Here is a 19,842-nt window from a genome sequence, read left to right as displayed (position 1 = left end):
GGTTATTTTGGAACATATAAAGGATTTTAAGCACACCGGTTTCAAAGTAAGCGATATCCAACTTTTCAAAAACATCAATAAAGATGAGTTAAACCTGATCAAACAACAATTAGATTCCTGTCCTGTTGTTCGTGTCAAATCAGGAGAAATCGTACTCGACAGCCATAGCTCCGGGGCTTGCTTATATGTTGTTTTGTCTGGAACACTTGCATTAAGCTCAAACACCGCGCGACGCCAATTAGAAAACGCGAGCACACAATATTTTGCTGGCGAATGTGTCGGTGAAATATCCGTATTGGATGAGGAGGCCAGCACCGCCACGATTGCAGCAATGACCGACGCAGAATTATTGCTGATCGATGCGGTCGTGATGTGGCGACTGATAGACGAAGCGAATGGCGTGGCCCGAAACCTTCTACAACTATTGTCTTTCCGTATCAGAACGACTAATGCTCAGTTGCGAAATCGTCAAAAAGTTGGTGAGTTCTATCGCCAGCTGTCAATGGTGGACGGCTTAACCGGACTCCACAACCGATCTTGGTTAAACACACAATTACCAGGCCTGATCGAGAATGCACACGCAACTGAAACTGAGCTCAGTATCATCATGCTTGACCTCGATCATTTCAAGAAATTCAATGATCAGTTTGGCCATGTGATGGGAGATGAAGCCTTACAAGCAGCTTCAAGAGTTGTCAGCGCTGGCTTACGCCCAAGTGATTTTGCTGCACGTTATGGTGGTGAAGAGGTCATAATTATCTTGCCAAACACCAGCAAAGAATCTGCGTTGATTGTGGCCGAACGCTTATGCGACCGCATTCGGCACACACAAATTTTCAAAGACAATACAAAACCAATGCCGCATATCACTGCGTCATTAGGCCTCGCGACACTGAGCGCGGGACAAGATGGCTTGGCGGTAATTGCGACTGCGGATGCCGCCTTATATCGGGCAAAAGAACGCGGACGAGACCAGGTCGCTCTGTAAGGCCTCGGCATTGACCTAAATCAGCCTCAGTCAGGCTTAGGCAAGTACGATTTATTCTAGAATAAAAAAAGAGCGCATTTAATTGCGCTCTTTTTTATAGTGGCTACACACAAATCAATTCATCTAAATCCTTACATCAGAAGCGATGACGAATACCAAATTGAAATGCACGCCCAGGTTGTCCTGGTAACTCTGTAAAACCACCTGAGGCACTAGCTGCACCTGGCGCATACTGACCGTCATTTTGATTCTTAACGTATCCATAAACGGCGTAGATATCAGTACGCTTAGACAAATTGTAATCGTAGCCTAAACCGTATTGAGTCACATCACTGTTTGACAAAGTCTTGTCATCTTGGTGACTGTAAGAAGCCATGACACGACCATTACCCACTTTGTAATGCATACCCAAGCTGTAGGTGTTCGCGTTCAGCTTAAAGTTCTTAACAATATTTGTTCTGAAGATGCTCGTCCATGCTGCAACAACTGGCGCTGGAACACCACCGGCTTTCAAACCAGGTGTAATTTCCAAATCCCATGCATCAAAGAATACTGGCAACAAAATCGAATTTTCATTCTTCATGATTTGATAGCCAGCAAAAAATTTGAAAGCATCAACACTATAAGAACCACCAATGGTTGTTGTCTCCAAGCCCGTAGTACCGTCGGTATTTGTTCCACGGTTATAACCGATACCAACGTCAAAACCATTTGCTTTGTATTTAATGTTACCGGCCAAGAAATCCTTATCTAAACCAATATAACCTGAATTTTTAAAACCATACATCAACGCGCCGCCAATGCCATTGGGCAATTCAATCCGATATTGCACAGATTTGTTTGAGCGAATTGCCATACCGGTTGTCAGCAGGCCACCAGTGCCGCCTGTAATGCCACCCCAGCTGCCTGCCATTCCACTCTCAAATGCGTCTGCCGCATTAAAGACTTCGTAGGCTGGTGTATACATACGGCCCGCTAACACAGCGCCAACCGGAGTTATCAAACCAACCATCGCAGTACGATCAAAAATACCACCATCTGGACCACCGCCACGCGACAATACCAATGGAGAGGTCGCATTCACGTTGTACTTTGGTTGGAGCGCTGAGCGTACGCCAGCCAAAGTCTGTGCTGCTGCGCCTTTTAAGGCGGCACTACCAAAGTCTGGGAAGTCCATTCCTTTTGTTAAAGCATAACCTTGGTAATCACTTAAGTTACCTGCCTTATTGCTGCCAGTATCAACTTCAACACGTGCTTCTAAATTAAAAATGGCCTTGTAGCCACCGCCCATATCTTCAGTGCCTTTAAAGCCGATACGAGAACCATCAGCAATACCGCTCACCATTTTGGTTTGCGTACCCTTACCATTATTGCTTACTTGAATACCAGCATCGAGGATGCCGTATAAAGTCACATTGGTTTGAGCCATAACAGGCGCTGCAAAGCAGGTTCCTAACGCAATCGCCAAAACTTTAATTTTCATTTTTTTGTCTCCATATGGGTGCTTGAATCAATCTAAAACGAACGTACGTACTAATTTCATTTGTCAAAATATGACATTGATCTAAGTGCTTGTATAGGATCTTAGTCAAGTGATTGTCGCTTGTCGCAATTTTTACATAGCAAAATAAACAATTTACTTAAACACGATTACCCAGCTCAAAATACCTGCGTCTTCCTATGAAAAACACGATGTTTTCGATTCTCAACTGGACTTCCAAGGGACAGAAAACAGGTCAATTTCAATTGTTTTTTTTCGAATAGTTCTTCTAATTTTTGGTGTCGTTTAATTGCACTTCGTTTCCCCCTTTTCTATTTCCATGACATATAGTGAAGCTCTCAAAAAGCACAATCGTTCGTTTAGCATTAATTCATAATAGACCAGGAGACAAAATGCGCCATTTACCTTATTCACTTTCACTTGTTGCAGCAGCGATTTTAGTTGGTTGCGGCGGCGGTGGCAGTAGTGCCACTGATCCGGCACCGAAAATTAAATTCAGTGCACAAGTGACATTTGGCGATAGCCTTAGCGATGTTGGCACTTACAAAGTTGGTACCGTTGCAGCATTAGGCGGCGGTAGATATACGGTTAATAGCGCGACCGCAAGAAACTGGACAGAAATCGTGGCTTCTGATTTGGGTTTATCCGCTCCATGTGCAGCCCAGACAGGTCTCGATGGTTTAGCCTCTCAAGGTTTTAGCGTTCCAGTCAAAAACAATGCCGGTTGTACTGGCTATGCACAAGGTGGTGCACGGGTCACCAACCCAGTTGGTCCTGGCAATAAATTATTAGGCGGCAACAATGTCATCCTAGGTCAAATGACAGTACCTGTTATGAAGCAGATTCAGAACCATTTGGATGCAAATGGTGGCAAATTTACAGGAACTGAAGTCGTGTTCGTCAGTGGTGGTCCAAATGATGCATTCATTCAAGCTGGCACTTTGTCTGCAGCAGCAACTGCAGCAGCGACAGCAGCAGTGACAGCAGCCGTGCCTGGGCAGATCCAAAAAGATATCGCCAGCGGTGCTTGTAAACCTACTGATGCGCAAGCGAGCAATTGTATTCCTGGCGCAGTCGCCGCATTAACTCCTACCGTTGGAGCAGCTGCTGGTGCAGCCTATGCGAAAGCCAATGCACAAACCTATGTTGATGCTATGGGAACTGCAGGCACTGAATTGGCAAGTTACGTCAACAACATGATTCTGGCGAAAGGTGCAAAATACGTTGTTGTCGTAAATATGCCAGATCTGAGCAAGACTCCAGATGCATTGAAACAATCTGTAGATACACAAACCTTATTGAACGGTATGACGGTGACATTCAATGCACGCTTGTTGGCTGGATTGGCAGGTAACGACAATGTATTGTTCGTCGATTTATTCACACGTTTCCGTGATCATGCTGCGAATCCAAGTGCCTATGGAATTAGCAATGTCACGACACCGGCCTGTGACTTAACACCTGCAAAAAATCCATTGGGTTCTTCCTTGGTGTGTAGTGCGAATAATTTGATTGCTGGTGACACGAGCAAATACTACTTCGCCGACAGTGTGCATCCAACACCGCTAGGCCAATCATTATTTGCTAGTTATGTCTCAGAAGAATTGGCAAAACGTAAGTGGAAATAAAATTAAGGCCTGCGTCTAAGCATTGAAAATAAAGGCTAAAAACAAAAACGGGAAAATTAATTTTCCCGTTTTTTTATTTCTAAAGTCGATTATTAACTCTTAAAAAGCTTCGCCAGCCAGTAGTCGATACTAATGCGTCCGGCGCCAAAAACTATGTTTACACAAAGTAAGATGCCCCAATAGAAATGATCATTTAATGCTGCGGGACAATCGAGATTCCAGAGTATCGGATAAGACACGACCGCCATAATATTAACCAATAGCAAACCCACAGCTGACAGCCGAGCGAACACACCTACAATCAACAACACAGAAAATATTAACTCACCCGCAGTTCCTGCGAACGCAGCAAATTCTGGCGATAAAAAAGGAACCTGATATTCATCTCTGAACAATTCTATCGTTGCAGTCCAATCGCCTAATTTAGCAACGGCAGATTTCAGAAATTGCCATGAGATGAAAATACGTAGCCCAAGACTGAACATGTCAGGACAATATTTTTGCAAAAAGCGATCAACATGAAGGCTGACTTGGTGTACTCGTAAGAATGATTTCATAAGTTTTGAAATGCGTAAAAGTTGAGTTACTTAGTCGCCTGAAGGCCCTGAATCCTTACAACGAAATTCAATAAAAATACCGCGTTGAAACCAGTTTTGCAGCGCCGCTGCTATGTCAAACTCTGGATCAAGTTCCAACGCTTTTTCCAATGCGGCGCCTAGACTATCGCTTGCACGCAGCGCTAGCAGGGCGACATATTCTGCCTGACTTAATTGCGTCAAATCTACTCGCCAATCTTTGCGGCTGACTAAGGCATAACTTGGCGTATTAAGTGGTAGATCAAACTCTTGCGTCAGCCCAGCTTGATGTGCAAGACAGATCTGAACGGAAGGGAAATTTGACTGGACCAAAGCAACTCCAGGATGAAAGTCAAAACGATACTGTGCTGCTTTATCGCCTGCAATTGATAGGAAGTTCGTTAGATCAAGCGCAACCACATCGGCAGCGTAATATGCCAAGTGCTGTTGCCACTCCAACACCGCGACAGCCGTGAAATACGGAAACTCAATCACACTAACTTCATCACGCAAAAAATCAGCAAAGTCTTGACCGAAAATATTCAAATCACCGGACCGCGAAGGAGATTGAAATCCATACAAAATCGATAACTGCTCAAAAAACGCATCGCCAACTAATTGGTATATGACGGGATAGGCATTTTTTAGCGCATTGGTCCACACCGCATGCAAGTTTCCACGATATATACGCAATCGCTCTGCGCACATTGCCTGGTCGCCAGAAAACATTTCAGTCGGAAGCGTTTGTTCGCGATCCAGCAATAAATCTACAAATACTTCCTGGGCGGATTGTAGAGAAAGAGGCACTTTATTAACCATGATGCAAGCGGACTTCTTGGCGTATTATTTCAAGCTTTTGTGCTTCGCCAAGCAAAACCGATAACTCAGGAATGTGCGTGTCCCACTCTATCAATGTTGGTATGTTGGGACTAATCGTGCGACAGAGTGTGTAATACAAATCCCATACAGCGGGATCGACACAGCTGCCATGATCATCAATCACGCAAAGCTCAGTCTTTGTATGCCCAGCCAAATGGATCTCACCGATAATATTTTGAGGCAATCGCGCAAACGCGGCAATTGCTTGTTGGGCATCTTCCTCGTGATTGCATTGGTTGACGTAAAGATTATTTACATCCAACAAGATGCCACAGCCTGTCTTTTGGCTAAGTGCAATTAAGAATTCCGCTTCCGACATTGCATCATCTGCGAAGCGAAGATAAGTCGAGACATTTTCAACCAATATCTGTCGTTGTAAATAGTGCTGCAAAAAATCGACTCGCTCACTTACCAGATTCAAGGCTGACTGCGACAAAGTGAGTGGCAGCAAATCATTCATGTGTCGATGCGCGATACTGCTCCAACATAAATGTTCTGACACTAAGATAGGTTGAACTCTATTCACAAGACGTTTAAGCTTCTGCAAATGCAACTCTTGCAAAGTAGTCGCAGAACCTAAACCCATTCCGACGCCATGTAAGCTTATTGGATAGCGCCGTGCTAGCTGATCCAACACATGCAAATCAAAACCACCATCACCGAAGTAATTTTCTGAATGCACTTCTAGCCAGTCAATGGCGACGGGTTCTTGCAAAAAATGATGGTAATGCGGAGTGCGCAATCCTATGCCATTACCCCTTAGCGCATGCATAGGATTGCCACGATTTTGGCTAATTGAATTCAAAGAAGCCGAACTCAACAAATTAGGCGCTCGGTGGCGTTAATTTCCCGCCCATTTTTTCACATGAGCCTGATGGTACTTTCTTCCACTCATTGGGATCCATATCTTTCTTGCCTTGCCCAGCGCAAGAATGACTACCATTCTTAGTTGCACAATCATTTGCGCCAGCCTTTGCTACACCGAAACACTTCTCCGTCTTCGCTGGCGTATCCATTTTTTTTGCGTCTTGAGCCAATACATTTACAGAGCCAACCAAACCCGCTAAGGCCATTGCAATCATCGCTTTGTTACTCATGTGCTTCTCCTAAAAATAAAAATAAAAATCAAATTAAATTTGTATTACATGTCTCATTGAAGACATTTCTAAAAACTACAACTGGTAGTCGGAGCAATTACAAGAACCTTACAGATCACACAAAAAAATTTCTGTTTTTTGATTCTGCCTCGTTTTCCACAGAGAGTAAAGAACTGAAAATGGTGTATCCTGCCATTTTTATTAGTTGAATTTGGATTGGGTAATCATGCAAGAAATTTCATTCACCGTAGAAGGCGAATTTGTGGAATTAAATCAACTTCTTAAGTTAGTTGGTTTATGTGATAGCGGCGGTGCAGGCAAAGTCATCGTCGCCAGTGGCGATGTGACCGTGGATGGTCAGCAAGAATTACGCAAGACAGCCAAAATTCGCCCAGGGCAAAAAGTACGATTAGGCGATATTTGCATCCATGTTTTAGCGCCATAAATTATCAGTAAATTTTATAAAGAGCCGAAAAAGATCAATCCACCTCAGCTCTTTATCTCTAATTGTTATCCAGCGAGCGAAGCACTCAACTTGCCCTCTTCTTTGCCAGCAAGTTGATTATTAATCAAAAATTGCGCCAGCATATTATCCATCGTATCAACATGATGTTCGAACCACAGCGGCAGCTCCTCAGCCAAACTTTGTCCTAAGTCACGCTCGCCTTCCATATATCGTCGACGGACTTCTTGCATTACTTGCAAAACCGCATCATGCTCCCCCTGATGACACCCGGCTGGTGGAAATGCAAAATCGCGCATCCACGCATTCTCTTGTTCAAAATGTTCGATTGAATGGGCGATCAAAGCATCAAGACGGGTCAGAAATGGGGAATGTTCTTCCGTTAGTGAGAGCGCTGCACAAAGTTCGACAAATTCTTGATGGGTTTCATCCATTAATTCATGTTTTAGGCTCAAACGATCAGACCAAGCCCACTGTTGCGTTGACATAAATACCTCTTTTTGACAACTGACCCACACTAAGTGTTCAGTAAAATGATGAAGGCAACATTATTACGTATTGTGACGAAATCCGCCTAGCTTTAAGTAGAGGCAACTGATCACGCTCAATTCAAAACCGCTGTATCAGAATTTGCCCTGCTCCTTAAATTCTTTTCATTTATTATGACGAACACCATCCACAGGTTCGCAATACAGCAATTCTTTACAGCGCACACAAACGATTTGCACAAACAAAAACAGCGCTAAAAAGCGCTGTTAGGTATTCAGATCAGAATTTATTATGCGGTCGTATTGATATTGCGACCAAGATTAGCGGGCAGATTGGGTACGTTGGCACTAGAATTAGGAATCGCCTCAATCAAAGAAGTCGCACTCTCCTTGCTGACATCGAGCGCTTTTTTCAATACCGCAATGCTGACTTCTTGACTTACGCCAACATCAGCCATTGTTGTTGATAATCTTGCTACACTAGACACATCCATGACAATACTCCTTATCTACACTTCTGATAACGGCCAGAAATTAAGGATACTTTAGGCCTTTACGAAAATATTTATGCTTGATTGAATTCGCTCGCAAAAAAACATTCTAATGTGTTAAATATTTCCCAAATCACAAAAAAAATCATTTTTGTCTAGACCATCTTGTATCCAGAATAGGACTTCTTCGGGGCAGTTTAAATTTAGCCAACGTATTTCAGCGGGACAATCTGCAGGTCTCCCCAGATCCGAGGCAACCGCGACAATATGCTCATCGTTAGAGTAAATCGCCGGTTTACCCAAACTTGGTCGATACACTTCCAACTTGCTGAGCTTGGACCATTTATAGCCTTCAACCAAAGTGAGATCTGCAGGATCTAGCTTCACCAACAAGTCACTTAAACTTGGCTCTGGAGTAGCGCGTAATTCCTGCACAATCGCATAACGAAATGGCGAAGCCAATAACACCTGACCTGCACCGGCTTGACGTAATCTGGCGCTGTCTTTATGCGCAGGCTCTATAATCACGTCATGATGGCTATGCTTAACGACATTGATTGATTTTCCTGATAGCGCCAATGCCTTAATGAGATATTCAAGTAAAGTTGTCTTACCACTGCCTGACCAACCAACCACTCCTAAGATCGCCGCGCGCATAGTTATGTCCATAAAAATAAAGGGGAAAGTATACCGAAATACTTTCCCCCGTTTGCAATACGTACTTAATTCACATCAAGAATTGAAATAAATCGCGCATGTGTTTACTTATCTACTTGCCTAACTTCTGACCTATCCACTATTTCGTAAACCTGCGGCGATGCCATTGATAGACAGGTGAATTCCGCGACGCACCCTTTCATCTTCATCACCTTGGCGATATCGCTTCAACAATTCCACCTGCACGTGATTCAAAGGAGACAGATAAGGGAAACGATTGACGATAGAGCGCTTGAGCAATGGGTTGTCAGACAGCAAATCGTCACGACCTGAAATCTGCTTCAAGACCGCGATCGTCAAAGCATGTTCTGCTTCCAGACGCGGGAAAATGCGATTGCGTAATTCTTCGTCTTTGACTAATTGCGCGTAACGACTCGCAATGCCGATATCACTCTTGGCCAAGACCATTTCCATGTTCGACAATACCGTTGAGAAGAACGACCAGTCTTTAAACATCGCTTGCAAGGTCTGCAACCCGTCGTGAGGATTAGCATCTAAGAACTGCTTAACTGCACTACCAAAACCAAACCAGCCCGGCAACATCAGACGGCATTGTGACCAGCTAAACACCCAAGGAATCGCGCGCAAATCTTCAATCGCCGTCGACTTCTTACGCGATGCTGGACGACTACCAATATTCAAGCCTGCGATTTCAGAAATCACGGTCGATTCCCAGAAATATTGTTCAAATCCATCAGTCTCATAAACCATGTTCCGATAGGCTTTAAAGGCGTTTTCCGATAAAGCTTCCATAGTTTTGAGAAACTCTGGACGCGGCGCGACTTCAGTATGTGAGAGCAAACTTGCTTCCATCGTTGCAGCTGCTAAGACTTCCAGATTACGACGACCTACTTCCGGATTTGCATATTTAGCGGTAATCACTTCACCTTGCTCTGTCAAACGAATCTGACCTTGAACCGCACCCGCTGGTTGCGCCAAAATCGCTTGGTAGCTAGGGCCACCACCACGACCAACTGAACCGCCACGGCCATGGAATAAACGCAGACGTACTTGATGCTTAGCGAATACCTCAACCAGATCGATTTCTGCTTTATACAATTCCCAACCAGAGGTTAAGAAGCCACCGTCTTTATTGCTATCAGAATAACCGAGCATCACTTCTTGCGCATTATTCCGACTAGCCAACAAGCGTGCATAAGCAGGAATACCAAACAATCTATCCATCGCTGGCGCGCTATTTTGCAAGTCACCAATAGTTTCAAACAAAGGAATGACATTCACATCTAAGCGACCTTCGGCCGGGTGTAATAAGCCAGACTCCTTCAACAGCAAGGCCAATTCCAACATATCGGAAACACCATCCGTTTTAGAGATGATGCAATTGGGGACAGCGCCTTTTCCGTAACGCTGCTGTGCTGTACAAGCGGCGCGGTAAATCGCCAATTCGGATTGTGTTTCTTCAGAATACGTCAAATAGGGCGACGCTAATGGGCGCGACGAGCTGATTTCTGCGACCAAGACTTCGATACGCTGATCTTCATTCAATTCTAGATACTTCAATGAAGGATTAGCAGCTTGCAATAACTCAGCGACGACGCGTTCATGCACGTCAGAATTTTGACGCAAATCGATAGGTGCAAGATAGAAACCAAACACGCGAACCGCACGACGCAAGTGACGCAAACGGCCGCGTGTAATGCCGACCGAGCCATTGTCGGACAAAGATTGATGAATGGTGTCGAGATCTGCCACCAAGTCCTCGGCACTTGCATACGCATCAGCAACACCGCACGGAGCGATCACTGGATCTAGTCCCAACAAGTTCTTAAAAGTGCTAGCCAAACGTGCATACACGCCACTTACTGCCAATCGATATGGCTCATCCGCACGATGTGGAGAATGATCAGGAGACCGTTCAGAAAGTGCGACCAACTCTGGAGAAACCTTTACCAGCAGAGTCGCCATCGACAACTGTGAACCCAAGGTATGCAATTCTTCCAAATAAAATTTGAAAGCACGCGTGGATTGCATCGTTAAGGTTTTTTCTAGAACGCTTGCGGTCACAAATGGATTGCCATCGCGGTCGCCACCGATCCAACTACCTAAACGCATGAAGCTAGGCAATTCCGTTTTTTCAAAACGCTGATCTTTACTTGCCAGCAAATCTTCTAGGCCTGCATACAAATGCGGCAATTCACGCAAGAATGTGTAATCATAAAAACTCAAACCATTTTCGACCTCGTCTAGCACAGACAATTTTGACATACGCAGCATCCGGGTCTGCCACAGGGTCAAGACCGCACGTTGTAAGGCATCTTCATTCGCGCGTGATTCTTCTGGGGTCAATTGCATACGATCGCGTTCATCGAGTAAGCGCGTGATCACCATCTGGCAATTCAAAATACTCTTACGTTGCACTTCCGTTGGATGCGCAGTCAGTACTGGACTTACTTCAGCGGTCTGGAAAAACGTTTTCAGATCCTCCGCACCATTCTCGCTAGCAAAGAGTGTTTCAATAGTGTGCGCCAAGCTGCCACGACGTGGCGCAGAACCCGCTATTAAGTGAGCGCGTGTACGGCGGATATGATGTTGATCTTCCGCCAGATTCACCAAATGCGAAAAGTAACTGAATGCGCGAATCAAATGCGTGGTTTGATCATTGGTGAGTGTGTCGAGCGTATTTTCCAACTCTGCGCGCGCGGCAACATCGGCATCACGACGAAAACGAATCGAATTTTGACGTACCGTTTCAATGAGAGAAAAAACTTCTTCACCATGTTGGTTACGAACCGTGTCACCCAAAATGCGGCCGAGGCGGCGGATGTCTTCACGGAGGCTCTGGTCTTTATCGTCGGCGATATCGTTCATGATCGTGTTTTTCAGTCAAGTCTAGATGGTGGTAAAACGAGGGTAAATCAGCAAAACTATAAGTGTAGGGGAAACCCTTGCACATAAAAGTCAAAACATCTTAACAAAGCCGATAGCCCTACGGCAGGTTTATCAGCTTCATTCAATATAAATCAAATACCTTCAATTCATGTTGAGGGAAATTGGTGTTCGCTCGGCTCTGTAGGGCGGGTGCAACCCGCGCCGCACAATGGTCAATCACGGTTGCTCTACGATTTGGCGGCGCGGGTTTCACCCGCCCTACATCGAACACACTTAACGATGACGCTTGGTCAAAGCCTTTAGCAAGCCCTTGGTCGAGCTATCGTATTCTTCTTTCACCGCAGCAGGATCAAGACTGATCAACTGTTGAGCAAGTGATTTACCCAATTCCACACCCCATTGATCAAAAGCATTTATATCCCAGATCACCGACTGCACAAACACTTTATGTTCATACAAAGCAATCAATGCACCGAGTGAACGTGGCGTTAAAGAATCGAGCAGCAAAGTGGAAGTCGGACGATTGCCTTCAAACACTCGCGGTGCCAACATTTTTTCTGGTAAATCACCGAGTTCTGCACGAACTTCATCAATATTTTTACCCCAAGCCATCGCTTTCGATTGCGCGAAGCAGTTCGCCAGCAAAGCTTGATTGTGGCCGGGCAAGCCAGCATCATCATCTGCGACCACGATAAAGTCAGTTGGAATAATTGTCGCGCCTTGATGTAACAATTGGAAATAAGCATGCTGACCATTGGTACCAGCTTCACCAAATAGAATCGGTGAAGTCGTGTAATCAACCCTTTGACCTTCGCGTGTCACCGACTTGCCGTTGCTTTCCATTTCCAGCTGCTGCAAATAGGCTGGCAAGCGTGTCATGCGCTGGTGATAAGGCGCAATCGACAGAGCTTGCAAACCGAGGAAATTAATATTCCAGACCCCGATCAATGCCATCAAAACCGGTAAATTTTGTTCCAGTGGCGCTTGCGCAAAATGTAAATCCATCTCATGTGCGCCGGCCAGCATTTCTTCAAAGCGGTCAGCACCGACATACAAGGCAATCGATAAACCAATCGCGCTCCACATGGAATAACGGCCACCCGCCCAATTCCAAAATGGGAACACATTTTCTTCTGCGATACCAAATGCTTTAGCTGCCTTAACATTGGTACTCAACGCCACGAAATGTTGACGGATTTGATCCTCAGGACAACCGTGATTCAACATCCAGTCACGTGCAGTACGTGCATTCGTCAAAGTTTCCATCGTAGTGAAAGTCTTAGACGCCACCACGATTAAGGTTGTTTCAGGGTCGGCATTTTCCAGCGAATCAGCAACGTGACGACCATCGACGTTTGAGACAAAATGCAAGGACAGATTTTTTTGCGACCACGGTGCCAAAGCGATACATGCCATCTGCGGACCAAGATCAGAACCACCAATACCAATATTGATAATCGTACGAATCGGCTTGCCGGTGTAACCTAACCAGCGCCCTTCTCGCACCGCATCACTGAAGCTACGCATTTGCGCCAACACGCTGTGAACATCGGCCGCGATGTTCTCACCGTTCAACATGAACTTCTCGCCCTTTGGTAAGCGCAATACGGTATGTAAGACCGCACGATTTTCTGTGTTGTTAATCGCTTCACCGCGCAACATCGCATCACGGCGAGATTCCACTTCCTGCTGACGTGCCAGTGCTAATAAATTGAGTTTCGCAGTGGTGTCCATGCGTTGCTTGGAATAGTCCAACAACATGCCGCAAGCAGAAGCAGAAAAGTGCGTAAAGCGCTGTGGATCAGCGCGAAACAACTCTTTTAAGCTCGGCATATTATTTGCGCGTTGCTGTAACAAACACCACAATGGAGTACGAGAAACTGAGATAGCCATGATCAAACAACCTGAGAAAAATGAATTGAGAACCAAACTACTAAAATTTACTTACCTGCCCCTGCTGCCTGCGCTGCCAATTGTCCAATTGCCGCCCAATCATTAGCACTGATCAAATTCGCAGGACACATCCAAGAGCCGCCCACACACAAGACATTCGATTGCTGCAACAAGGTCGGCGTCGATTCCACCGTCACGCCGCCGGTCAGACAAAATTTCACATCGGGGAATGGACCGCCAAGTGCTTTTGCCATCTTCACGCTACCGACGATATCGGATGGAAATAATTTGACAACATTAAAGCCATGCTCCAATGCCAGCATCAAATCACTCGCTCCGCCTACGCCCGGAAAGTAGGGCAAACCTGATTCGGCAGCCGCTTTTGCTAATACTGGCGTGATCCCAGGACTAATACCAAACGCAGCACCGGTATTACGTACAGCATCGAGTTGTGCTGGTGTCAAAATCGTACCGGCACCGACAGTCACTGTTGGGCAAGCCTTGATGACTTCTCGCAAAACGGTCATCGCATTTGGCGTGCGTAAAGTAATTTCAACCGCTGGCAAACCATTTTCAGCCAGTGTTGTCACGCAACGAATTGCTTGGTCAACATCATCAGTCACCAAAATAGGCAACACACGTACTTGTGCCAGTTGGGAAATAATCGCGGCGGTCGTCATAGTCATCTTGGTCTCACTTCAAAACGGTAAATTAATAAATTCAAAATTACGATGGATTTTCTTAAAATCAAACAAACAAAGTCGAAGCACCGTGCTCTGGCGATGTCACAACACTACGTTGCGCGACGAATAAATCTCTTCCATAGCCATAGCTACTATCTATACTGACTGTTGGGCTAGTCCGTGCTGCCCAAATTGTTTCTTCGACCAAAGCACGCAATTCGCCGGTGTGTACATTCAATTCAATCATGTCGCCATCGCGTACTTTGCCTAGCGGTCCACCTTGCGCAACTTCAGGACTGACATGCAAAGCTGCAGGAACTTTGCCTGACGCACCTGACATACGACCATCAGTCACCAAGGCGACTTTGTAGCCAGCCGACATTAAACTGCCCAGCACTGGCGTGAAATGATGTAGCTCTGGCATACCGTTCGCCTGTGGTCCTTGGAAGATCACGACGGCGACGAAATCTTGGTTCAATTGCCCAGCTTTGTAAGCCCCCACTAAGGCGTCTTGCGATTCAAATACTTTGGCGGGTGCGCGCACAATCCAAGCATCTTCTGGCACAGCAGATGCTTTAACAATCGCACGACCTAAATTGCCTTGCAATAAACGCAAACCACCGGTTGCGGCGAAAGGTTCGTCTACATTACGTACGACCGTTGGATCACTGGATCTTTCTGGATGCGCGACGAACGCGACTTTTCCATCTTGCAATTCTGGACGTGTCGTGTGCGATGCCAGACCTTGTTTACCGAATACAGTCATCACATCTGCATGCATCAAACCTTGCGACAATAATTCGCGAATCACAAATGTCGGGCCACCCGCCTCTTCAAACGCATTCACGTCCGCTGTACCATTCGGATAAACACGCGTCAACAATGGGATCACCGAAGACAATTCATCGAAATCTTGCCAGTCGATGAGGATGCCAGCAGCACGTGCAACCGCGATCCAATGTATCGTATGATTGGTAGAACCACCGGTCGCCAACAAAGCGATGACGGCATTGACTATGGTTTTTTCATTCACAACATGACCGATAGGACGATAGTCACCACCGGCTTCAGTCAATTTCAATACTTGCTCAACCGCCGCATCTGTCAATGCATGGCGCAGAGGTTCAGAGGGATGGACGAAAGCGGCACCTGGTAAATGCAAGCCCATGGCTTCTAACAACATCTGGTTACTGTTTGCTGTGCCGTAAAAGGTACATGTACCAGCGCTATGGTAGGCAGCGCTTTCTGCCGCCAACAATTCTTCTTTGGTCGCTTTACCTTGAGCATAGCGTTCACGCACAGCGGCTTTATCTTTATTCGACAAACCTGATCCCATAGGACCAGCTGGAATAAAAATCGTCGGCAAATGGCCAAAGGCTAAAGCACCAATCAATAAGCCTGGAACGATTTTGTCGCAAATACCAAGGCACAAGGTCGCATCAAACGCATCGTGCGACAAGGCAATCGCAGTTGCTTGTGCAATCACATCACGCGAGAATAAGGACAATTCCATGCCTGGGCGACCTTGTGTTACACCATCGCACATCGCAGGAACACCGCCAGCGACTTGTGCGGTGGCATTGAATCGTAACGCCGCTTCTTTGATTTGATCGGGATAAGTCGCGTATGGCTGATGTGCCGACAACATATCGTTGTAAGCAGTCACGATACCAATATTCGGTTTCTGCGCCTGATTCAGCCAGATTTTGGTCTTACTATCTGCTGCTGCATTGGCATGTGCTTGATTCGCACATGACAAGCTAGCACGGCGCGGACCTCGATTGCGTAATTGCTCCAAGCGCGCCAAATATTCCGCACGCAAAGTCTTACTGCGCTCAGTAATCCGCTGTGTGACTGCATCAACTACCGTGTTGATTGCAACTTGATGTGTATATTGTCCAGAAGTCGTCATAGTTTTGTGGGGGTATCTAATTCGAATAACTGAAAGATAGCACAAAAACAGAAAAAAACTGTAACAAACTTTCAGAAATACGATATTTTTCCGTTTAAAAGATGAAAACAATCAAAAATATCGTAATGAAACTACATTTTTGAAGAAATATGGTTTAAGCTATGGCATAATTTATTCAATCGAAGAACAATTTTTTAAGCTTAGGTGCATGAAGTAGAACCTCGTAGTAATCTCTGCGATCTCCAAGCCTCTGCAATCAATAAAGCTTTATGTCCTTCAGTTACAGTTTCTTCCTCACTAACTAGAATTATTCGGAGTCCACATGACTACTTTTGTATTGTTTGGCGGTACCGGCGATCTGGCGAAACGCAAGATCATTCCTGCACTGTACAGCGCGTTCGTGAATGGACGTCTCGATCCCGAATTTAGTTTTATTGGCGCAGCGCGTGAGGCGTTGAGCGATGATGATTTCCGTACCCGCGTTGCAGCGAGCATTGAAACCTATGCAGCAAAGGCGAATGGATCAGCAGAACAATTAGCCGCTTTCTTGGCGCTGACAGGTTATTCAAAAATTGACGCGAAAGTGCCGAGTGATTTCGACGCCTTAAAAGCGCGTGTGAGTGCCGATACGACCAAAGCAAAATTATTCTATCTGGCAATCGGCCCAGATATTTTCATTCCGGTGGTAGAACAATTGTCGAAGCACGGTTTAGTGGAAGGCAACGCCCGCGTTGTGGTCGAAAAACCTTTGGGTCGCGACGCGAAATCAGCTAAAGAAATCAATTCGGCTCTGCGCACCTATTTGAACGAAAATCAAATCTATCGTATCGATCATTACCTCGGTAAAGAAATGGTACAAAATTTGTTCGCACTGCGTTTTGCCAACTCCTTCCTCGAACCATTGTGGAATCGTAAGTGGATTCAAGACGTACAAATTTCAATTTCCGAACAAGTCGGCGTAGAAACACGCGGTGATTTTTATGACAAAACCGGTGCATTGCGTGACATGGTGCAAAACCACTTGCTGCAATTGGTGTCTATCGTCGCAATGGAACCACCAGTCAACGCCAATCCCGATGCAATTCGTGATGAGAAAGTCAAAGTCTTGCGCGCTTTGCGCAAATTTACGGCAGATGATGTTGCCAAGAAAACCGTACGCGGACAATATCGCGCTGGAGCGGTCGATGGCAAACCCGTCATCGGTTACCAGCACGAACCAGGCGTCCCGACTTCCAGCCGTGCCGAAACCTTTGTCGCAATTCGCGCCGAGATCGATAACTGGCGTTGGGCGGGCGTGCCCTTCTATCTGCGCACTGGCAAACGAATGGCAAGTCGCTGCGCGGAAATTACGATTAATTTCAAACCGATTCCCTACTCCATTTTTGGTAAAGGCCAAGGCCCATTGCGCTCAAATCGTCTGGTCATCACTTTGCAACCCGAAGAAAGCGTGCAATTGTTTATGAAGGCGAAAGAGCCAGGTGAAGGCATACGCTTATCGGATGTGGCCTTGAATCTGGACTTTGCCGAAGCGTCTAATTTACGCCGCGTCGAATCGTATGAACGCTTGTTACTTGATGCTTTGCATGGCGATCTAACTTTATTTGTACGCGATGATGAATTGGGTGCAGCATGGGAATGGATTGATCCGATTATGTCCGCTTGGGATAATGACGCAGAAGGCTTGAAAGCGTATATCGCTGGCAGCTGGGGCCCTGCAGCAGCTAGCTATTTGTTAGCGCAACATGGAGCAGCGTGGGGCGAAGAGTATGTGGAAGGCTAAGCAGACAATGGAAGCAGTGATGGACTCAGTGGCAACAACAACGCAACGCCTAAAGACTATGAATGCCAATGCAATGACAATCGCCAACCTTCATAGTAAGACTCAATTTCGTCCCTTCGAGAATTTTGCTGAGCTAAGCAAAACATTAGTGAACGAATGGGTCAATCTCATTGATAGCGCAGCAGCTGCGCAGCGCCCTGCCGCTTTTGCGTTGGCGGGAGGCTCGACACCTGCACCTATTTATCGCGAACTCGATCAAGCACTGGCACAGCGCGCGCCATCTGATGTGCGCTTGACCGCCACCGATGAACGCTGGGTGCATGACAATGATCCGCAAAGTAATGAGGGATTATTTAAAAAATGTCTGCCATTAAGTTATGGCAAACAATGGAATTTAGTCTCATTGAAAAATGCCGCGAATACGCCAGAAGTCGCGATGGAAGCCATCAACGAGCGCTTACATCAACAACTGCCTGAAGCGTTCAGCGCAGTCCTTTTAGGCATGGGTGCAGATGGGCATATCGCCTCACTATTTCCGGGTGCACCAGTCCAAGCCGATGGCTTAGATTGCCTGGCCGTGGTGCATCCACAAACTCACCAGACGCGCATTTCTCTATCATTACCGCGTTTATTACAAACTGAAAAAATCTGGCTAGTCATAACAGGCAATGAAAAACGCGAAGTATTTGAAAACGCATTAATGAACAATCTGCCTATCACCAACTTACTAAAGCAGGCACAATGTCAGATTGAGGTTTTTTGGTGTCCGTAAGCACCAAGTCTGTTTTGAATTTTCGCCTAAACAATGTCGAAGGTGCGTCCCATAAGCTCGCACTTTCAATAAACGTATATTCATTTTGACTTGATCAGCAAAACCAATCGCAAGAGACATAAGGCAATCACACTATGGTCAACGTTCTTTCCAGCAAAAATGCAACGACCAACAATCCTCCTGAAAAAGGATTGCTGGCACGCATACGCGTCGCCAGTACGGCATTAAGTCGCGCCGAGCGACAAGTCGCTGATTTTCTTTTACAAAAACCGCATGACGCTTTAGAAATGTCGATTCGCGTGTTAGCGCAAGTTTGCAACGTGAGTGAACCGACGGTGGCGCGCTTTGCTCAGTCCTTAGGTTTTGACGGTTTTAAGTCCTTCAAACTGGCGTTCGCCAAAAGTCTGGCAACCGGCATCCCGTATTTACATCTCGATGTGAATCAAGCCGATCAGGTCAAAGACGTTTTACCAAAAGTGTTTGACCGCACCATCGCAGCGTTGATGGAAGCACGTAACAATGCGAACAGCGCGACGTTTGAAGCTGCCGTGAATTTGCTGGCACGCGCTCGTCGCATTGAATGTTATGGCCTAGGCTACTCTGGCGCATTGGCAATCGATGCGCAGCTCAAATTTTTCCGCTTCGGCATTCCCACCACCGTATTTTGCGATGCTCACTTACAGGCTCAATCAGCAAGTTTACTTAATAGTGATTGTCTGGTCGTTGCCTTCTCTCGTACGGGTCGCACTCGTGATTTGATACGTAGCGTGCAACTTGCCAAAGACACTGGCGCCAAGGTTTTGGTGTTATGCGCAAGTGGCGGTCCTTTAGCGGAATTAGCTGATGTACATATCAGCGTGGACGTGGAGGAGGATCCCGATATTTATACGCCAATGACCTCGCGTCTGGCGCATTTGACCTATATCGATGCATTGGCTGTTGCAGTCACATTATTACGTGGACCAGCGGCAATTGATATGTTAGAGCGAGCGAAAGCCAGTATTTCGGAAAAACGTTTAGTGTCAAAATTGGACTAAGAGCGTTGAGGGCTTAGTCGTGGCTCATACATCGCAAGCCCTGATTACAACAAAGTAAGAAAATTATTCAAAAATCAAGCACTAGATC

The 19,842-nt window shown here is 46.0% G+C and carries 18 protein-coding genes; 6 read left to right on the top strand and 12 right to left on the bottom strand.

Translation table 11 applies throughout. The features are described from left to right. The first annotated feature begins 7 nt into the window (after positions 1 to 7). Complete coding sequence (locus tag ACO0KW_RS02935; protein WP_423050466.1) at positions 8 to 988, top strand: GGDEF domain-containing protein; 981 nt, start codon at positions 8 to 10, stop codon at positions 986 to 988. A gap of 136 nt (positions 989 to 1,124) precedes the next feature. On the opposite strand, the gene ACO0KW_RS02930 is transcribed toward ACO0KW_RS02935, so the two are convergent. Further along, the gene (locus ACO0KW_RS02930; protein ID WP_423050464.1) at positions 1,125 to 2,471 is read right to left on the bottom strand and encodes a porin; all 1,347 of its coding nucleotides are present in this window, start codon (positions 2,469 to 2,471) and stop codon (positions 1,125 to 1,127) included. A 410-nt stretch (positions 2,472 to 2,881) separates the two neighbouring features. Between ACO0KW_RS02930 and ACO0KW_RS02925 the strand changes: the two genes are divergently transcribed. Further along, a complete protein-coding gene (locus ACO0KW_RS02925; protein WP_423050462.1) occupies positions 2,882 to 4,117 on the top strand; it encodes an SGNH/GDSL hydrolase family protein in 1,236 nt (411 codons plus the stop codon). Between the two features lie 92 nt (positions 4,118 to 4,209). Here the strand turns inward: ACO0KW_RS02925 and ACO0KW_RS02920 are convergent, their stop codons facing one another. From ACO0KW_RS02920 to ACO0KW_RS02905, 4 genes are read right to left on the bottom strand one after another with little or no spacing between them, the layout of a single operon-like run. After that, positions 4,210 to 4,674 (bottom strand): DoxX family protein, encoded by a 465-nt coding sequence (locus ACO0KW_RS02920; RefSeq protein WP_423050460.1) that lies wholly within the window; start codon positions 4,672 to 4,674, stop codon positions 4,210 to 4,212. Between the two features lie 30 nt (positions 4,675 to 4,704). Then, a complete protein-coding gene (locus ACO0KW_RS02915; protein ID WP_423050458.1) occupies positions 4,705 to 5,499 on the bottom strand; it encodes a putative DNA-binding domain-containing protein in 795 nt (264 codons plus the stop codon). Between the two features lie 4 nt (positions 5,500 to 5,503). Then, complete coding sequence (locus ACO0KW_RS02910) at positions 5,504 to 6,343, bottom strand: DUF692 domain-containing protein (protein WP_423050456.1); 840 nt, start codon at positions 6,341 to 6,343, stop codon at positions 5,504 to 5,506. 52 nt (positions 6,344 to 6,395) lie between these two features. Further along, positions 6,396 to 6,668 carry a DUF2282 domain-containing protein gene (locus ACO0KW_RS02905; protein ID WP_423050454.1) on the bottom strand — a complete coding sequence of 91 codons (273 nt, stop codon included), beginning with the start codon at positions 6,666 to 6,668 and terminating at the stop codon, positions 6,396 to 6,398. 226 nt (positions 6,669 to 6,894) lie between these two features. Between ACO0KW_RS02905 and ACO0KW_RS02900 the strand changes: the two genes are divergently transcribed. Further along, positions 6,895 to 7,113, top strand: coding sequence for an RNA-binding S4 domain-containing protein (locus ACO0KW_RS02900; protein ID WP_423050452.1), 219 nt, complete (start codon positions 6,895 to 6,897; stop codon positions 7,111 to 7,113). Positions 7,114 to 7,178: 65 nt separating this feature from the next. On the opposite strand, the gene ACO0KW_RS02895 is transcribed toward ACO0KW_RS02900, so the two are convergent. The 7 genes from ACO0KW_RS02895 to edd all read right to left on the bottom strand — a co-directional run bounded on the left by ACO0KW_RS02895 (position 7,179) and on the right by edd (position 16,165). Beyond that, a complete protein-coding gene (locus ACO0KW_RS02895; RefSeq protein WP_423050450.1) occupies positions 7,179 to 7,619 on the bottom strand; it encodes a hemerythrin domain-containing protein in 441 nt (146 codons plus the stop codon). A 290-nt stretch (positions 7,620 to 7,909) separates the two neighbouring features. Then, the gene (locus ACO0KW_RS02890) at positions 7,910 to 8,113 is read right to left on the bottom strand and encodes a YjfB family protein (RefSeq protein WP_186944117.1); all 204 of its coding nucleotides are present in this window, start codon (positions 8,111 to 8,113) and stop codon (positions 7,910 to 7,912) included. A gap of 114 nt (positions 8,114 to 8,227) precedes the next feature. After that, positions 8,228 to 8,767: a molybdopterin-guanine dinucleotide biosynthesis protein B gene (gene mobB / locus ACO0KW_RS02885; RefSeq protein WP_423050446.1), complete on the bottom strand. Its 540-nt coding sequence runs from the start codon at positions 8,765 to 8,767 to the stop codon at positions 8,228 to 8,230. Between the two features lie 132 nt (positions 8,768 to 8,899). Continuing rightward, positions 8,900 to 11,656, bottom strand: coding sequence for a phosphoenolpyruvate carboxylase (gene ppc / locus ACO0KW_RS02880; protein ID WP_423050444.1), 2,757 nt, complete (start codon positions 11,654 to 11,656; stop codon positions 8,900 to 8,902). A 294-nt stretch (positions 11,657 to 11,950) separates the two neighbouring features. Then, a complete protein-coding gene (pgi, locus tag ACO0KW_RS02875; RefSeq protein ID WP_423051943.1) occupies positions 11,951 to 13,564 on the bottom strand; it encodes a glucose-6-phosphate isomerase in 1,614 nt (537 codons plus the stop codon). A gap of 53 nt (positions 13,565 to 13,617) precedes the next feature. Continuing rightward, positions 13,618 to 14,256: a bifunctional 4-hydroxy-2-oxoglutarate aldolase/2-dehydro-3-deoxy-phosphogluconate aldolase gene (eda, locus tag ACO0KW_RS02870; protein WP_423050442.1), complete on the bottom strand. Its 639-nt coding sequence runs from the start codon at positions 14,254 to 14,256 to the stop codon at positions 13,618 to 13,620. Between the two features lie 61 nt (positions 14,257 to 14,317). Continuing rightward, a complete protein-coding gene (gene edd, locus ACO0KW_RS02865) occupies positions 14,318 to 16,165 on the bottom strand; it encodes a phosphogluconate dehydratase (RefSeq protein WP_423050440.1) in 1,848 nt (615 codons plus the stop codon). Positions 16,166 to 16,487: 322 nt separating this feature from the next. On the opposite strand from edd, the gene zwf reads away from it, so the two are divergent. The 3 genes from zwf to ACO0KW_RS02850 all read left to right on the top strand — a co-directional run bounded on the left by zwf (position 16,488) and on the right by ACO0KW_RS02850 (position 19,754). Continuing rightward, positions 16,488 to 17,945, top strand: a complete 1,458-nt coding sequence (zwf, locus tag ACO0KW_RS02860) for a glucose-6-phosphate dehydrogenase (protein WP_423050438.1) — start codon at positions 16,488 to 16,490, stop codon at positions 17,943 to 17,945. After that, positions 17,932 to 18,717: a 6-phosphogluconolactonase gene (pgl, locus tag ACO0KW_RS02855; RefSeq protein ID WP_423050436.1), complete on the top strand. Its 786-nt coding sequence runs from the start codon at positions 17,932 to 17,934 to the stop codon at positions 18,715 to 18,717. The genes zwf and pgl overlap by 14 nt, the downstream gene beginning before the upstream one ends. 134 nt (positions 18,718 to 18,851) lie before the next feature. Next, a complete protein-coding gene (locus ACO0KW_RS02850) occupies positions 18,852 to 19,754 on the top strand; it encodes an SIS domain-containing protein (RefSeq protein WP_423050434.1) in 903 nt (300 codons plus the stop codon). Positions 19,755 to 19,842: the final 88 nt, after the last annotated feature.

The sequence above is a fragment of the Undibacterium sp. Ji22W genome (genome assembly GCF_049340305.1).
Taxonomy (GTDB): domain Bacteria; phylum Pseudomonadota; class Gammaproteobacteria; order Burkholderiales; family Burkholderiaceae_D; genus Undibacterium.
Note: the sequence above shows the minus strand (reverse complement) of the source record. Positions and strands in the feature narration are given on the sequence as shown.

Excerpts from the sequence above, each read along its gene's own strand:
- ACO0KW_RS02930 (WP_423050464.1), bottom strand. The coding sequence starts at position 2,471 with ATGAAAATTAAAGTTTTGGCGATTGCGTTAGGAACCTGCTTTGCAGCG.
- ACO0KW_RS02925 (WP_423050462.1), top strand. The coding sequence starts at position 2,882 with ATGCGCCATTTACCTTATTCACTTTCACTTGTTGCAGCAGCGATTTTA.
- ACO0KW_RS02920 (WP_423050460.1), bottom strand. The coding sequence starts at position 4,674 with ATGAAATCATTCTTACGAGTACACCAAGTCAGCCTTCATGTTGATCGC.
- ACO0KW_RS02910 (WP_423050456.1), bottom strand. The coding sequence starts at position 6,343 with ATGCATGCGCTAAGGGGTAATGGCATAGGATTGCGCACTCCGCATTAC.
- ACO0KW_RS02905 (WP_423050454.1), bottom strand. The coding sequence starts at position 6,668 with ATGAGTAACAAAGCGATGATTGCAATGGCCTTAGCGGGTTTGGTTGGC.
- ACO0KW_RS02900 (WP_423050452.1), top strand. The coding sequence starts at position 6,895 with ATGCAAGAAATTTCATTCACCGTAGAAGGCGAATTTGTGGAATTAAAT.
- ACO0KW_RS02895 (WP_423050450.1), bottom strand. The coding sequence starts at position 7,619 with ATGTCAACGCAACAGTGGGCTTGGTCTGATCGTTTGAGCCTAAAACAT.
- ACO0KW_RS02890 (WP_186944117.1), bottom strand. The coding sequence starts at position 8,113 with ATGGATGTGTCTAGTGTAGCAAGATTATCAACAACAATGGCTGATGTT.
- mobB (WP_423050446.1), bottom strand. The coding sequence starts at position 8,767 with ATGCGCGCGGCGATCTTAGGAGTGGTTGGTTGGTCAGGCAGTGGTAAG.
- ppc (WP_423050444.1), bottom strand. The coding sequence starts at position 11,656 with ATGAACGATATCGCCGACGATAAAGACCAGAGCCTCCGTGAAGACATC.
- eda (WP_423050442.1), bottom strand. The coding sequence starts at position 14,256 with ATGACTATGACGACCGCCGCGATTATTTCCCAACTGGCACAAGTACGT.
- edd (WP_423050440.1), bottom strand. The coding sequence starts at position 16,165 with ATGACGACTTCTGGACAATATACACATCAAGTTGCAATCAACACGGTA.
- zwf (WP_423050438.1), top strand. The coding sequence starts at position 16,488 with ATGACTACTTTTGTATTGTTTGGCGGTACCGGCGATCTGGCGAAACGC.
- pgl (WP_423050436.1), top strand. The coding sequence starts at position 17,932 with ATGTGGAAGGCTAAGCAGACAATGGAAGCAGTGATGGACTCAGTGGCA.
- ACO0KW_RS02850 (WP_423050434.1), top strand. The coding sequence starts at position 18,852 with ATGGTCAACGTTCTTTCCAGCAAAAATGCAACGACCAACAATCCTCCT.